The 14,390-nt window shown below is 70.6% G+C and carries 12 protein-coding genes and 1 pseudogene; 6 read left to right on the forward strand and 7 right to left on the reverse strand.

The genetic code is table 11. The features are described from left to right. Positions 1-62: 62 nt before the first annotated feature. A complete protein-coding gene (locus ACTWQA_RS27555) occupies positions 63-422 on the forward strand; it encodes a hypothetical protein (protein ID WP_443161960.1) in 360 nt (119 codons plus the stop codon). 53 nt (positions 423-475) lie between these two features. On the opposite strand, the gene ACTWQA_RS27560 is transcribed toward ACTWQA_RS27555, so the two are convergent. After that, positions 476-1,519 carry a fibronectin type III-like domain-contianing protein gene (locus ACTWQA_RS27560; RefSeq protein WP_443161961.1) on the reverse strand — a complete coding sequence of 348 codons (1,044 nt, stop codon included), beginning with the start codon at positions 1,517-1,519 and terminating at the stop codon, positions 476-478. A gap of 40 nt (positions 1,520-1,559) precedes the next feature. Here ACTWQA_RS27560 and ACTWQA_RS27565 point away from each other — a divergent pair, with 40 nt between their 5' ends. Both ACTWQA_RS27565 and ACTWQA_RS27570 read left to right on the forward strand, forming a co-directional pair. Further along, entirely contained in the window at positions 1,560-2,135 is a 576-nt protein-coding gene (locus tag ACTWQA_RS27565) for an IS607 family transposase (RefSeq protein WP_443161962.1), read from the forward strand. Further along, positions 2,128-3,744, forward strand: coding sequence for an IS200/IS605 family accessory protein TnpB-related protein (locus ACTWQA_RS27570; RefSeq protein WP_443161963.1), 1,617 nt, complete (start codon positions 2,128-2,130; stop codon positions 3,742-3,744). Before ACTWQA_RS27565 ends, ACTWQA_RS27570 begins: the two co-directional genes overlap by 8 nt. Here ACTWQA_RS27570 and ACTWQA_RS27575 read toward each other — a convergent pair. Further along, positions 3,741-4,337: a glycoside hydrolase family 3 C-terminal domain-containing protein gene (locus tag ACTWQA_RS27575; RefSeq protein ID WP_443161964.1), complete on the reverse strand. Its 597-nt coding sequence runs from the start codon at positions 4,335-4,337 to the stop codon at positions 3,741-3,743. The two genes, ACTWQA_RS27570 and ACTWQA_RS27575, sit on opposite strands and share 4 nt — an antisense overlap. 279 nt (positions 4,338-4,616) lie before the next feature. On the opposite strand from ACTWQA_RS27575, the pseudogene ACTWQA_RS27580 reads away from it, so the two are divergent. The 3 genes and pseudogenes from ACTWQA_RS27580 to ACTWQA_RS27590 all read left to right on the forward strand — a co-directional run. After that, positions 4,617-4,709 (forward strand): annotated as a pseudogene (locus tag ACTWQA_RS27580) (hypothetical protein); the annotation flags it as partial. A 229-nt stretch (positions 4,710-4,938) separates the two neighbouring features. After that, a complete protein-coding gene (locus ACTWQA_RS27585; protein ID WP_443161965.1) occupies positions 4,939-6,450 on the forward strand; it encodes an ABC transporter substrate-binding protein in 1,512 nt (503 codons plus the stop codon). Between the two features lie 24 nt (positions 6,451-6,474). Further along, positions 6,475-8,268, forward strand: a complete 1,794-nt coding sequence (locus ACTWQA_RS27590; RefSeq protein WP_443161966.1) for an ABC transporter permease subunit — start codon at positions 6,475-6,477, stop codon at positions 8,266-8,268. Between the two features lie 192 nt (positions 8,269-8,460). On the opposite strand, the gene ACTWQA_RS27595 is transcribed toward ACTWQA_RS27590, so the two are convergent. The 5 genes from ACTWQA_RS27595 to ACTWQA_RS27615 are packed head-to-tail and all read right to left on the reverse strand — an operon-like array spanning position 8,461 to position 14,333. Beyond that, positions 8,461-9,873: an amidase gene (locus ACTWQA_RS27595; RefSeq protein WP_443161967.1), complete on the reverse strand. Its 1,413-nt coding sequence runs from the start codon at positions 9,871-9,873 to the stop codon at positions 8,461-8,463. 20 nt (positions 9,874-9,893) lie between these two features. Then, the gene (locus ACTWQA_RS27600) at positions 9,894-10,577 is read right to left on the reverse strand and encodes an ATP-binding cassette domain-containing protein (RefSeq protein ID WP_443161968.1); all 684 of its coding nucleotides are present in this window, start codon (positions 10,575-10,577) and stop codon (positions 9,894-9,896) included. Next, on the reverse strand, positions 10,571-12,292 hold the full coding sequence (locus tag ACTWQA_RS27605; protein WP_443161969.1) for a branched-chain amino acid ABC transporter ATP-binding protein/permease: 1,722 nt from the start codon (positions 12,290-12,292) through the stop codon (positions 10,571-10,573). Before ACTWQA_RS27605 ends, ACTWQA_RS27600 begins: the two co-directional genes overlap by 7 nt. Beyond that, positions 12,289-13,497, reverse strand: a complete 1,209-nt coding sequence (locus ACTWQA_RS27610) for an ABC transporter substrate-binding protein (RefSeq protein WP_443161970.1) — start codon at positions 13,495-13,497, stop codon at positions 12,289-12,291. The genes ACTWQA_RS27605 and ACTWQA_RS27610 overlap by 4 nt, the downstream gene beginning before the upstream one ends. Next, entirely contained in the window at positions 13,461-14,333 is an 873-nt protein-coding gene (locus ACTWQA_RS27615) for a branched-chain amino acid ABC transporter permease (protein ID WP_443161971.1), read from the reverse strand. The genes ACTWQA_RS27610 and ACTWQA_RS27615 overlap by 37 nt, the downstream gene beginning before the upstream one ends. Positions 14,334-14,390 lie beyond the last annotated feature (57 nt).

Raw genomic sequence — 14,390 nt, forward strand, 5'->3', positions numbered from 1 at the left:
CAGTCCCGTGACAGCCCGTTCGCCGACTCCGCTGGACCCGTTCGAACAAGGAGTACGAATCGGTGAATCCACACGCGCTTGCCCACCGGGCACACCGACACGGCTGGGATGTGCAGACCGTCCCGCGATCTTCCGGCCCTACGGTCATCCTGCGGCGTGACGGCTGGCGTCTGGAAATCGCGTTCGACGGTCACGCACCCAAGGAGGCCACTGCCAACGAACCCGGTCACAACGTCGGCAGACAGCTCAACCTCCGCTCGATCAACGACTTCGTGCGACAGCCACGGACAGATCGGTTATCTCGCCCATGCCGCGATCGGCGGCAGGGCACCAGTCGCACGAGCGATCATGAAGCGGGCGAGCATCTGGACGACCGACAGAGCGACCGCGAGCAGGACGCCAAACGGGATGATGAACGATGATCGTCATCCGACGTGGGTGACGTCCGGCCGGGGACCGGGGCGCATCGCTCGTTTCAGACTGTCGAGCCGAAGCGGAACGCGGCGAGCCGGATGTCTCCGTGCAGGTTCACCTGCAGGTCATGAATGCCTTCCGGCGACGTCTTCAGGTCTCCGGCGACGGTCGTCCACGCGTAGCGGCACCCGGTGACCGGCACCGGAATTTCGGCAAGCAGCCGGTCGCCCGCCAGGAACTCCAGCTTCCCCGCACTCAGACCGGCGACCTCGGCCTCGATGCGGATGGCCCCGGACAGGTCGGTGGAGCGGAACAGCAGCGTCGCGGGCTGGGCCTGACTGGCGGGAGCGACCGCGTCGCCCGCGGTGCGGGTGACGTCGACGAGGGTGATGCCCGTGTGGTCGTCGAAGTCGACGGCCGAGGTGCTCCTGTCGACGACGACACGCGGCCCGGGGGTGGGACCGCTCACCGTGATCGGCGCCGCCTGGGTGATGTCACCGGCGGAGCGGCCCACCAGCACCTCATAGTCGCCGGGGTCAATGCTGAACGCCCCGCCGGCCACGTCCCAGTGAGCGAGGTGCTCGGCTGACAGCCGGAAGGTGAGTTCTCGGCTCTCGCCCGGTGACAGCATGACCTTGCGGAAGTCGGCGAGCCGCAGCCGCGGGGCCTCGTAGCGAGCGTTCAACCCTCGGACGTAGAGCTGCACCACCTCGGATCCCGGCCGGGTTCCGGTGTTGGTCAGCGTCATCGAGACGTCGACCGCACCGTCCGTGGCCAGGGTCCCCGAGGAGAGCCGCAGGTCGCCGTAGGCGAACTCCGCGTAGGAGAGTCCGTGGCCGAAGGGGTACAGCGGGGCGGCCCGGTGGTACTGGTAGGTCCAGCCCGCCTTGATGATGTCGTAGTCCAGCGGGTGCGGGAGCTCGTCGTCGCCGCGATACCACGTCTGCGGCAACCGACCCCCGGGGTCGGCCTCGCCGAGCAGGACGGCAGCCAGGGCTCGGCCGGTTTCCTGCCCGCCGTGGGATGTCCACACCATGGCGGGCAGGTGCTTGTCGGCCCAGTCCAGGGCGTAGGGGTCGGAGGCTGCTGGCATTTGAGTGTGCATGAGTATGCATTATGTTACTTGAGTGTGCTATGGTGCCGGTGTGAATCTTACGGAGTGGGCGCGGGCACAGGGGATCAGTCCCCACACTGCCTACCGCTGGTTCCGTAACGGCACGCTTCCGGTTCCCGCCGAGCGGGTCGGGCCTCGCACGATTCTGGTGAACGTCGAGGCCAACGCCGATCCGGGCATAGGGGGCGGTGTAGGGCTGTATGCCCGCGTCTCCTCCCCTGACCAGAAGACCGATTTGGAGCGGCAGGTGGCTCGGCTGTCGGCGTGGGCGGCACAGGCCGGGCATCCGGTGGTACGGGTCGAATCCGAGATCGCCTCGGGGATGAACGGTGCCCGTCCGAAGGTTCGCCGGCTGCTGGCCGACCCGCAGGTGATCACGGTCGTGGTGGAACACAAAGACCGCCTGGGCCGTATGAACGTCGAGTTGGTCGAAGCGGTGTTGTCCGCGCATGGCCGCCGCCTGGTGGTGCTGGACGATGGCGAGGCCGACGACGATCTGGTGCGGGACATGGTGGAGGTGCTGACCTCGTTCTGTGCCCGCCTGTACGGGCGCCGGTCGGCACGCAACCGGGCCCGCAAGGCTCTGGAGGCGGCTGAGCATGGCTGAGCTGCGAACGATCGAGGCGCCGTTCGTCGCGTGCGGCCCATCCGGGGTGGCCGTCCGGGATCGGCTCAAGAACCTCACGGCCGCCGATGAGCAGGTGCTGCGCCTGGTGGGCGCGTATCTGGGCGCGCTGGCCTCGGGCGATCTGAAGAGGCGATGCGCCGATGGGCTGGAGCACTCCGCTGACGCCTGGGCGGCGCGTAAACGCGAGCTGACCGGGTTGTCGTCGTCGCGGTGGGCCGGGGCGATCACCAAGGCCAGCCACGATCAGTGGGCGCTGGCCCGCCGCTGCCAGGCCGCGCACATCGCCGACCGGGAAGCCGCCATCGCCACCATCGAGCATCGGCTGTCGCTTCCGGTGGGTGAGAAGGGAAGCCGGAAGGGCCCGGGTGGTTACCGCTCGGCGCAGGAGTGGCACGCCAAGAGTCGCCGCCTGCGCGTGCTGACCGACCGGCTGCAGCGGGAGAAGGCCGACCAGCAGGCCGGGCGTGTCCGCGTTGTGCGCGGCGGCAAACGCCTGGCCCGCACCCGGCACCACCTGGACGACGCCGGCCTGACCAAGGACGAATGGCAGCAGAAATGGCAGGCCGCACGCTGGTTCCTGGCCGCCGACGGCGAGTCCGGCAAACGGTACGGCAACGAGACCATCCGCATCACCCCCGACGGGGAGGTGTCCATCCGGCTGCCCGCCCCGCTGGCACACCTGGCCAACGCACCCCACGGCCGCTACATCCTGGCCTCCAGAGTGCGCTTCGCGCACCGCGGCACCCAATGGGCCGATCGGATCGAAGCCAACCGGGCCGTGGCCTACCGCATCCACCTGGATGTCGATCGCGGACGCTGGTACATCACCGCCTCCTGGCAGGTCCCACCGGCCCCGGCCGTTCCCATGTCGGCCGCGCTGGCGCACGGCGTGATCGGCGTGGACACCAACGCCGACCACCTGGCGGCCTGGCGCCTGGACGTCCACGGCAACCCCATCGGCAACCCGCGCCGCTTCCCCTACGACCTGTCCGGGAACGCCGACCACCGCGACGCGCAGGTCCGCCACGCGCTGACCCGGCTGCTGCACTGGGCCCAAACCTGCGGTGTGAAAGCGATCGCCATCGAAGACCTGGACTTCGCCGCTGAGAAGACCCGGGAGAAGCACGGCCGCCGCAAACGCTTTCGCCAGCTCATCTCCGGCATGCCCACCGGCAAGCTGCGCGCCCGGCTGACCGCGATGGCCGAGGCCACCGGCATCGCCATCATCGCCGCCGATCCGGCCTACACCTCCAAGTGGGGTGCCCAGCACTGGCAGGCCCCACTGACCAGCAACAAACGCACGCCCACCCGCCACGACGCGGCCGCTGTGGCGATCGGCAGACGCGCCCTCGGGCACCCGATCCGGCGACGGACGGCACCGCCCCCTGCTCACCGGAGCGATGAGCGGGGGCATCGGACCGCCCAGGCCCGAGCGGGCGCCCGCGGGCGTGAGGGACCCCGCCCCCGCATCCCCGGACCACGGACACGATCCGCGCCGCCCGGATACGGTGAGAACGCGGGCGACCAGAACGCTCAACACCGTTCGGAGCGTTCGGCTGAGCACCTGCAACTCATGCTCAGTCCTTAGGAACGGTAGCTGCTCATGGTGACGATTTCGGGGCGGATCTCGGCGACCGTGCGCAGCAGCGCCTCCTGCCCCGCGGGCGGCGCGAGATCCCGGCGGTCTTCCGTCTCGCGGCCATTGATCAGCGGGTGGTTGCCGAGCACCATGATGGCGACGTCGGCGTCCTCGGCGGCGGCCCTGGCCTCCGCCGTGCCGTCATGCAGGAGTTCCCGCTCCCAGCACTCGGCGGCGGGGGTTTCGGCGGTGACGCTGAGCCGCCCATCGACGGGGTCGACCGCGGCGAACCGGCCGGTGCGAACGTTGCGCAGCACTACGCCACCGGGGACCGGTTCGAGGCGGAAGGTCTCGTTGATGAACCAGGTCTTGAGCACCTCCCGGTCTGCGGCCAGCGATCCGTCGTCCTGGACACTGAGGTAGCGGCCAGTGGCGGCGTCACGCAGGGTGAACGCCCCGCCGCCCCAGTCGACGACATTGAAGGAGGACCCGTCCAGCAGCTCACCGGTGGAGCGGGCTCGCAGAGCGATCCGGTCGGCCCCTTCCACGCGGACGATCTCACCGAGCGCCCAGGTGGGACTGGAGATCGCGACGACCCTCACGGTCCGAGAGAGCACAGCACCACCGAGGGACTGAGCCGTTTCGGTGGAGTCCCGGCCTCCCCGCGTGAGCGCGCGCCCGGACGGCGACACCGTCCGGGGCGTGACCGATGTGGCGCTTATGAACCCCCGCGGCCGGACGGCCCAGGCCGCCGGCCGGAGGACGCCGGTTCGCGGGTGGGGATGAGGTCGTACTCCCAGCCCTGGGCGGTGTGGATCACCTGAGACGGCTCGACGTCCATCACCTTATAGGCGTGCGGCGAACTGGTGCTGACCACGGGCATGCCGCTGCCCCGCGAACCGGTGCTGGTGCGGCGCTACGTCGACGAGCCGGCCACGGTCGGCGCCGCCGGTCTCGTTCTGGAACTCGTCCGGCGCTACCACCGCCCGCCTGAGGAACAGGTGCGCGCATGCAGAGCACATGATCTGCCGCTGCGACTTGGAGTCCGGGCAGCGGCGCACCGAGCTGCACGTGGCCCTGACGGCCCTCGACGTCCTTCGTCTCGGCTCCCGCTGAATGGCAGAGGTTGATTGAAAGCGAAACAGTTAAGTTAGGCTAACCTTAGCTCGATCAACTCGGACCAGGCACCACAGGACTACTCTTATGCGCACAATCCCCCTCCGCCTCGCCGCGGCGCTGCTCCTAGCCCCGCTACTCGCCGGCTGCTTCTCGGATGGCTCCGCCGGCAGGGGCGGCGCCCGGTCCGAACAGCGCATCAGAGTCGCCCTGGCCGTGCCACCGGCCCAGGCCCTCTCTCCATACAGCAACGACGCCACGGTGCTGAGCAAGCTCTCCGTCGTCGAAGGCCTGACCAGGCTCGACGCCGACGGCACCGCGAAGCCCGCACTCGCCGCTTCCTGGAAACAGGCCGACGACACCACCTGGGCCTTCGAACTACGCGACGCCCACTTTCAGGACGGGACAAAGGTCACCGCCGAAGCCGTCGCGAACGCCCTCGCACACGCCTCCGACGCCGAGCCGGCACCGCGCGTGCTGAGTGACATCGAGTTGACCGCCAAGGCGCAGGACGCCGACACCGTGGTCCTCACGACCGGCACCGTCGACCCTGTCCTGCCGCTGCGCCTGGCCTCTCCCGCCCTGGGCATCCTCTCCCCGAAGGCATATGGATCCAACGGTGCCGTCAGCCCGATCGCTGCCGGCACCGGCCCCTTCAAGATCTCCAAGCTCAGCGGCAAGACCCAAGCCGCCCTTGACCGCTTCGACGGCTACTGGGGCGGCAAGGCCAAGGCCGCCGGCATCGACGTCTCGTGGATCGCCGACGGCACCGCTCGCGCCAACGCCCTGCGCGGCGGATCCGTCGACATCGCCGAGTGGATCCCCACCTCCCAGGCCGAGCTCCTCGCACCCGGAACCCTCCACGAGGTCCCGTCCACCCGAACCGACAGCCTGCTGCTCAACACCGGCAGCGGTGTCTTCCGGGACGCCGCGCTGCGCGCCGCCGCCCGACAGGCCGTCGAGCCCACCGCACTCGTGGACAGCGTCTTCGGCGGCTATGCCGACGCCGCCCAGGGACTGTTCGGCCCCGCCATCCCCTGGACCCGGGACAGGCACGTCACCGTCCAGCACATCGTGAAGGCCGCCACCGCCGAGCAGGTCAAGCAGCAGACCGGCGGCACAGCCATCACCCTGGCCACCTACACCAATCGCACCGAACTGCCCGAGGTGGCCAGCGTGCTCCAGCAGCAACTGGAGAAGGCCGGATTCACCGTGAAGCAGGACGTCCGTGAATATTCGCAGATGGAGGCCGATCTGCTCGCAGGAAAGTACGACGCGCTGGTCTTCTCCAGGGTGACGCTCCTCGACACCGGAGACCCGGTCGCCTACCTGGCCAGCGACTACACCAGCAAGGGCTCCTACAACATCACCCGGCTCGCCGAACCGGCCGTCGACCGGGCCATTTCGGCCGCCGCCGAGTCCGGCGCCGGCACGCGCCAGGACAAGGTGATGGCCGCCGAAGCCGCCGTCCTGTCCACCGACGCCGTCGTGCCGCTCATCCACGAAAAGGTCCTGCAGGGTATCTCCACCGACGTCGAAGGCGCCATCCTTGATCCGCGCGAGCGCTCCTTGGTCGGCCTCGACACCCGGCTGAAGTAGCCGAAGCGGTCACGAGGGCCCCACATGAGTGTCACCACAGCGGAGTCGCGGCTCCGCTCGCCGGCCCTCGGCCGGTCCCACGGCTTCGGCGCCCGTTGGGCCGGCCTCTTCGGCGCTCTGTTCGCCGGGGCCGGGCTGCTGACCGTCATCGCCCTGCTGCCCTGGATCTCCGGTACGGATGCGGCGCTCACCGTCCTGCGTGCCCGTTCCGGCGAGCAGGACCCGTCCCCGGAGGCACTGGCCGCCGTACGTGAACAACTCGGTCTGGACGCTGGTCCGGTGGCCGCTCTCCGCCACTGGCTGGCAGCTCTGGTACGTGGCGACGCGGGGACCTCCTGGGTCTCCGGCGAGCCGGTGGCGCCCGCCCTCGGCACCGCGCTCGGCGTCTCACTCACCCTCACCTCGGCCGCACTCATGGTCACCCTCACCGTCGCCGCGATGGTCTGCGCCCGGACGCTGTGGTTGGGCGCCCATCGCCGGCTCACCCGCGACAGGGCCGGAATCGGCGCGGCGGTGGTGGCGGCACTGCCCAAGTTCCTGCTCGCAGCCGTACTCTCCACCGTCCTCGGCGTGCACCTGGGCTGGTTTCCGCCGTATGGCTGGGAGGGGCCGTCGTCGATGGTGCTCCCCGCGCTCGCCCTCGGTGTGCCCTCCGGCGCGATGATCGGCGGACTGCTCGACCAGGCGCTGCCCGCCGCGTTCCGTGAGCCCTGGCCCCGTGCGGCGACCGCCAGCGGAATGCCGCCTGGCTGGATCATGCGTGCCGCGCTGCGTCGCACGGTGCCCGGCGTACTCCCGCAACTGCTGCCCACCGTGGTCAGCCTGGCCGGGGGCGCGGTCGCCGTCGAGAAGATCTACGCCATTCCCGGCCTCGGCATGCTCACCCTCGATGCCGCCATCGCGCAGGACCTGCCCGTCCTGCAGAGCGGAAGCCTCGCCCTGATCCTGCTCGGCACCGGCGCGGGACTGCTCGTACGCTTGGCGCGACGCGCCATGCTCGGCCCTGCTCTACGCGACGGGGTGCTGCCGTCGCTACCCCTGCCCGGCCTGCATACTGGACGCGCGCTGCCGGCCGTGGCCGTCGGGTGCGCCCTGCTGCTCGCCACCGTCGTCGGGCTCGGGCTGTTGCGTGACCCCATCCAGGTGGACACCGCCGGGCGACTGCTGGCGCCCTCGTACGAGCATCCGCTCGGCACTGACGCGCTCGGGCGCGATCTGCTCGCCCGGCTGGGGCACGGCGCACTCCGCACCGCGGCGCTGGCCTTCGCCGTCACCGCCGTCAGCCTTGTCCTCGGTGTGCTCGCCGGACTGGCGCGCCAGGTCACGGCCGGTCTGACCGACATTGTGTCCACCTTGCCGGTGATCCTGGCGGGCCTGCTGGTCACTGCCGTCACCGGACCGTCGGCGCTTGGCGCGGCGCTGGCCGTCTGCCTCGTCGGGTGGAGCCCGTACGCCGCCCAGACCGCCGCGCTGTTGGAGCAGGAACGCGCCGCAACGCACATAGCCGTCTCCGTGGCCTTGGGAGCGAGCCGCCGCCACCTGATCCGGCGTCATCTGATGCCTGCCCTGGTCCCGCCACTGCTGCGCAACGCCCTGCTGCGGCTGCCGACCGTCGTCCTCGTCCTTGCCTCCCTCGGTTTCCTCGGGCTCGGCGAGCAGCCGCCCGTACCCGAATGGGGGCGGTTGCTGTCGGAGAACCAGTCATACGCGGAGCTCGCGCCGTGGACGGTTCTCGGCCCGGCCGCCGCACTCTCCCTTCTGGCAGTGCTCGCCGTCGCGGCGACAGCTCTGCTGAGTCGCGCCGGCCGACGAGCGTGAACCCTCTCTCCGGACTTGTCGTGACGGCCATCGGGGTTCGGAGTCATCACGGTGTTCGCCCTGACGAGCTGGTCCGGGTCTCCAACGACCAGACCCTGACCCGGGAGGGCCGGGCGGGGCAGGTGAACAGCAGCGCCCATCGGCAACCTACCGCTCGCGGGTCGTCAGCCGGCTGCTTGAGGCAGTCCGTTGTCAGGCGGTGAAGCGTGCGGGGCGGCGCTGCGGCCATGGGTCCAGTGTTTCCAGGGCGGAGGCGAGGCGGATGAGCACGGCCTCGTCCCAGGGGCCGGCCACGAGCTGCGCGCCGATGGGGAGGCCGGTGGGGGAGCTGTGCAGGGGGATGGTGATCGCGGGCAGGCCGGTGATGTTGCAGACCGCGGTGAAGGAGATCATCTGGGTTTCGGTGACCCGCAGTCCATCGGGGTTGTCGTTGGCCTCCTGGAGGACGGCGTCGACGGGTGGCGGGGGGCAGGCCATGGTGGGCGTGAGCAGGACGTCGAAGTCGCGGCCCCACTGCGCGACGACGGCACGGGATTCCAGCTGCAGGCGGAACGCGGCCTCCACGTACTCGCCGGAGTGCCTGGCCGCCGCGCGCTCCATCCGGCGGCGCAGATGCGCCTCGGCCAGCTCGGGCCGGTCGTAGGGCATGGCCCACAGGTTGGCGTCCAGCACGGTCTGCGCGTACCCCGCGATGGCCTCCTCGCTGAAGAAGCGGGGAGCGACGGGGAAGACGTCGTGCCCAAGGGATTCCAGGAGCCGCGCCGCCCGCTCGGCCGCCTCGACGCACACGGGGTCCACCGGCAGGCCGGTGGGCGCCTGAGTGAGCAGGCCGACGCGCAGCCGCCCGCTGTCGCGCCCCACCTCCTCGGCGAAGGGGCGTTCCGGCGCCGGCGCCTGGTACCAGGCCAGCCGGTCCGGCACGGACATGACGTCGAGCAGCGCGGCGGCGTCGCGCGTGTAGCGGGTGACGGCTCCCTCGACGGTGGCGTGCTCCCATGCCGCCACTTGCTGCGGCACCCGCCCTCTGCTGGGTTTGAGCCCAACCAGGCCGCAACTGGACGACGGCATGCGGATGGAGCCGCCGCCGTCGTTGGCGTGCGCCACCGGGCTCAGCCCGGCCGCCACCGCGGCCGCCGCGCCGCCACTCGACCCGCCGGGGCTGCGGGACGGGTCCCAGGGGTTGCGGGTGCTGCCGAAGCGGCGGTTCTCCGTGGTGGACAGCAGGCCCATCTCCGGACTGTTCGTACGCCCCATGAGCAGGAATCCGGCGTCAAGGAACCGCTCGACCACGGGCTCGCTCGAAGTCCGTGGATGATCATTCACCCCCAGTGATCCGTAGGTGGCCGGTTGCCCCGCCACCTCGGTCAGCTCCTTGATGGGAATCGGCACTCCGTGAAAGGGCGGCAGATCCGCGCCATCGGCGATGGCCTGCTCGGCCCGCCGGGCGGCGGCGCGCACCTCGTCGTCGTTCCGCCAGACGAAGCAGGTGAGGCCGGGATCGTAGCGGTCGATCCTGTGCAAATAGGTGTCGACGATCTCGACGGGGCTCAGCTCTCGTTTGCGTACGGCTGTGGCGAGGTCGACGGCGGCGGCGAAGGGATCCATATCAGCTCCAAACAGGCAAATCAGCGGACCATGAGCAGCTCGTCGAGCCGCTGACGGGTTTCCTGGCCGACCGGCGCGTCGAGCACGACCCGGCCCGCCTCCATGACGACGGCACGGTGGCAGTGATCGAGCAACAGCCCGGCATGCTGGTCGACGACGATCACGGCGACGCCGTGCGCGGCGACGGTGGCGAGCGCGGCCAGCACCTCGCTCACGAGTGAGGGCTGCAGGCCCTGGGTCAGCTCGTCGATCACTATCATGCGCTGCCCGGCCAGGATCGACCGCGCCACCCCGAGCTGCTGTTTCTGCCCGCCGGACAGGGTGCCGGCCGGCTGGCCGGCCCGCTCGGTCAGCAGCGGGAAGAGCTCCCGCGGGTCGATGGCCGGGACGAACCCTCTCCGTGTGGCCAGCCGGAGGTTCTCGGCGACGGTCAGCGAAGGGAAGACGCCGCGGTCCTCAGGCATGAGGGCGGCGCCCCACCTGGCGAGCAGATCGGGACGGCCCGGCGGCACGGGACGGCCGTCGAAGACGACCTCGCCGCCCTGCCGGTCGGCCAGGCCGAAGACTGTGCGCAGCAGGGTCGTCTTGCCCGTGCCGTTGCGTCCCAGCAGCGCGACCACCTCGCCCGCCGCGACCTCCATGGTCACTTCGCGGACGACGTTCGCCTGGCCGTATCCGCCGGACATTCCGCTCAGCGTCAGCATCGGCCCGCTCCCAGGTACGCCTCACGCACAGCCGTGTCGGCCACGATGTCGTCCATGGGGCCGTGGGCGATGATCCGGCCGCCGTGCAGTACGACGACGTCGTCAGCGAGCTCTCTGACGATCTCCATGTCGTGTTCGACGACAAGCATGGCGCAGCCGGTCCGTACGGTGACCTGTTTCAGCTCCTGCGTCAGCCGTCGGGCGTCCTGCCGCCCCATGCCCGCTGTCGGCTCGTCCAGCAGGACCAGCCTGGGGGCGCCTGCCAGCACCATGGCCAGTTCCAGGCGGCGGCGGTCGGCCAAGGGGAGGGTGCCCGCCTCGATCGCGTCGTTCGTCACCAGATCCTCGTACTCCTCCGGCAACTCGGCCAGGACCGGCGCCTCCATGCGCGCCAACCGGATGTTGTCGGCGGGGGACAGCGCGGTGATGACGCTGGGGATCTGGAACATCCGACCCAAGCCCATGCGTACCCGGCGGTGCACCGGTACGGCCGCCGCGTCCCGGCCGAAGATGCGCAGTGTGCCGGCGTCGGCCGCGAGCTGGCCGGCGACGATGGCCAGCAGCGTGCTCTTGCCCGCGCCGTTGGGCCCGATCAGGCAGACACACCGGCCCGGCGGTACGACGAGGTCCACACCGTCGAGAACTCGGACGGGGCCGAAGGACTTGGCGATCCCCTCCAGGCACAGCGCGGCGTCGCGACCGGCCGCGGGCGGCGTATCGGCCCGCTGGTCCAGGGAGGCAGCCGCGGGCGATGTCCTCCTGTCCCGGGAGGGGGCCGGGGGCAGTGCCACGCCGGGCCTGCCGCCCGACAGCCAGGAGCGGGCGAGCCCGGCCAGCCCGGCCGGCGCGACCTGGACGACCAGGACGAACAGGGCGGCGAGCCCCAAGACGTACCAGCCCAGCCAGGCGGTGCCCAGGATCTGCTGGCCGGTCGTGAGCGCCACCGCGCCGAGCAGCGGGCCCAGCGTCGACTCCCGGCCGCCCAGGGCGAGCCAGACCAGGACGCTGGTCGACAACCCCAGGCCGAACACGGGCGGCGACACCAGTCCGGCCACGGGGGCGTACAAGGCACCGGCGATCGTCGACACGACCGCGCTCGCGGCGAAGGCGGCCGAGCGGACGCGGACGGTGTCGATGCCCGACTGCGCGGCACGTTCCGGATTCCGGGCCGCCGCCGTCAGGCGCGCCCCGAACCGGCTGCGGACGATCAGCAACGTGCACAGCCCCACCACCACGACGACCGCGACCAGTGTCCGGTAGTAGGTGGACACGATGTCCGAGGTGGACACCGGCAGGCCGTTGGTCCCGTTGGTGAGCGACGTGAGCGTGGTGGCCGCCTTCTGAAGGAGCAGACTGACCCCGAGCGTCAGCAAGATCAGCGGCGCGTCGGGTACCCCGGATGCCAGGCCGATGCGGACCACGACCAGCGCGATCATCGTTGCCGCCGCCAGAGCCACGGCCAGCGCGAGCATCAGGGGGATGCCGTGCTGCTCGCTCAGCGCCACCGCGTAGGCGCCGCAGCCGAAGAAGGCCGCGTGGCCGACGCTGAGGAGCCCGGCCCGTCCCCAGGCCAGATCCAGCCCGTAGGTGAACAGTCCGAAACACAGCCCGAGGGTCAAGGTGGCAACGGCGAAGGCGCTGAGCCCGAAAGGCGCGGCCGCCAGGGCCACGATCAGCAGCGCGGTGACGGCGCCTGCCAGGCGAGGAGCGCTCACGGGCAACCCTGCTTGGCCACGGTGTCGGTGATCTGGCCGAGGTTACGCGTCACCGCGTAGGCGCCGCCCGGCCCGATGGTGGTCTCCAGCATGTCCGCCTGAAGGAGGTGGTTGGCCGGCTCGAAGTACGTGCCCTTGCCCAGCGGCGAGTCGAACCGCATCCGCCCGATCTCACTGTTGATCGCCTTGGGGTCGTTGCGGCCGACCTTGCCCGCGGCGGCGAGGAAGAACTGGACGCCGAAGTAGGCGTTGCCCGCCACCTCGGGAATGGGCTGCGTCCACTTGTACGCGGCCCGGTAGTCGGTCACGAATTTCTTGCTCTCGGCGTTGTCGAGCCGATCGGTCCAGCGCACGACGTGGGTGCGCCCGTTCACCAGATCGCTGAGCGCCGGATAGTAATCCGCGTCCAACGGCGCGCCGTCGTAGCCCAGCTCGCTGCGGAACAGCCCGAACTGCTGGCCCTGCTTGCTGAAGGCCACCGCGTCCGCGCCGACCACCATCGACAGCAGCACGTCCGGCTTGGCGTCCTTCAGCCTGGTGATGACCGACTGCCAGTCCGTCTGGCCGAGCGGGCTGTACTCCTCCGCGACGATCGTCCCGCCGGCCGACTTGGCGACCTCTTTGACGATGCCGGCGTAGAAATGCGGATAGTTGTAGTCCGACCCGGCGATGGCGACCCGCTTGCCGTGCTTGCGAATCAGCTCGGGAACGCTCGGGAGGAGGATCTGGCGGGTGGACTCGCCGAAGCCCCACGCGTAGCGGAAACAACGCTCGGTGTCGCCCAGGATGGCGGTGCCGAACGGCACCTCGGAGTTGTTCGCGACCTTGCTCACCGCTTCCGCGGTGTCGCCGGTGATGGTGCCGAACAACATCGACACGCGGTCCTGCTGGATGAGCTTGCGGGCCAGCTGCGTGGAGGTCGCCGGGTCGCCCGCATCGTCGGTGACCACGTACTCGACCTTCTTGCCGTTGACCCCTCCGCTGTCGTTGATCTTCCGCACGCCCAGCTCGAAGCCGCGCTGGAGCGCCTTGCCCGTCTCGCTCACTGGGCCGGTGAGCGGGAGGACCACCCCGATCTTCAATGCCGCGCCGGCGTCGCCGGCGGCGCTGGACACGGCCGAGCCGCTGCACGCCGCCAGCGACAGCAGGGCCGCGGCGGCCGTCGTGGCTACGGCCGCGCGGGAGTAAGGATGCGACGGGACCATGAGAGCAACCTCCGTACGTGGGAACGCGACCGGAGCGCCGCGGTCCCGATGACGACGATGTAGAAGAGCACGTCGGCGAGAGTGTCGGTGAGCCAGGTACGCAGCAGCACGGCCAGTGCGGCCACCAGGAACGCCGCGGCCACCGCAGTCCCGAGTGCACCGGGGCGGCTGAACAGCAGCGCGAAGAACATGGGCACGAGCAGCCCGAAGCCCATCGTCGGATTCACCGCGAGCAACGGGCTGTACAGTGCCCCGGCCAGCACCGCCAGCAGCCCGCCGGCGACGAAGGCCGCGATCCGCATCCGGCGCGGATCGGTGCCCAGCAGCGCCGCCATCGTGGGATTGTCCGCGACCGCGCGCAGCGTGAGCCCCCAGCCCGTCCGGTAGGTCACCAGCAGGACGGCTCCGATGACCGCCACCGCGACCAGGCCGGCCACCAGGCGGTAGGCCGGATAGGGCGTGCCCAGCAGCTCGACCGTGCCGCCCACGGGATCGGCCACCGACCGGGACGTGGAGGTGAACAGCAGCTCGGCGCCCTGCCGCAACGCCATGCCCACACCCCAGGTGACCAGCATCGTGGCCAGGCCGTCGGCCAGCGGACGCCGCAGCAGCGCTCGCTCGATCACCATGAGCGGCAGGACGCACAGCACGAGAGCCAGCAGCACCCGCCAGCCGAACGCGGCGCCGGTAACGGTCGCGACGACGTACGCGCCGGTCATCGCCAGGTCGCCCTGGGCGAGGTTCACCACCCGCAGCGCCGCGAAGATGATCGCGACGCCGAGGGTGAGCAGGCCGTACAGCCCGAACTGGCCCACGATGGCGAGCAGAACGTCCACGCCGGGGTCCGCCTTTCACCTGAGGAATGTTCAGATGATCGCCATCAGGCAGCGGAC

Source organism: Nonomuraea sp. 10N515B, from assembly GCF_052245915.1.
In the GTDB taxonomy this organism is placed as follows: Bacteria; Actinomycetota; Actinomycetes; order Streptosporangiales; family Streptosporangiaceae; genus Nonomuraea.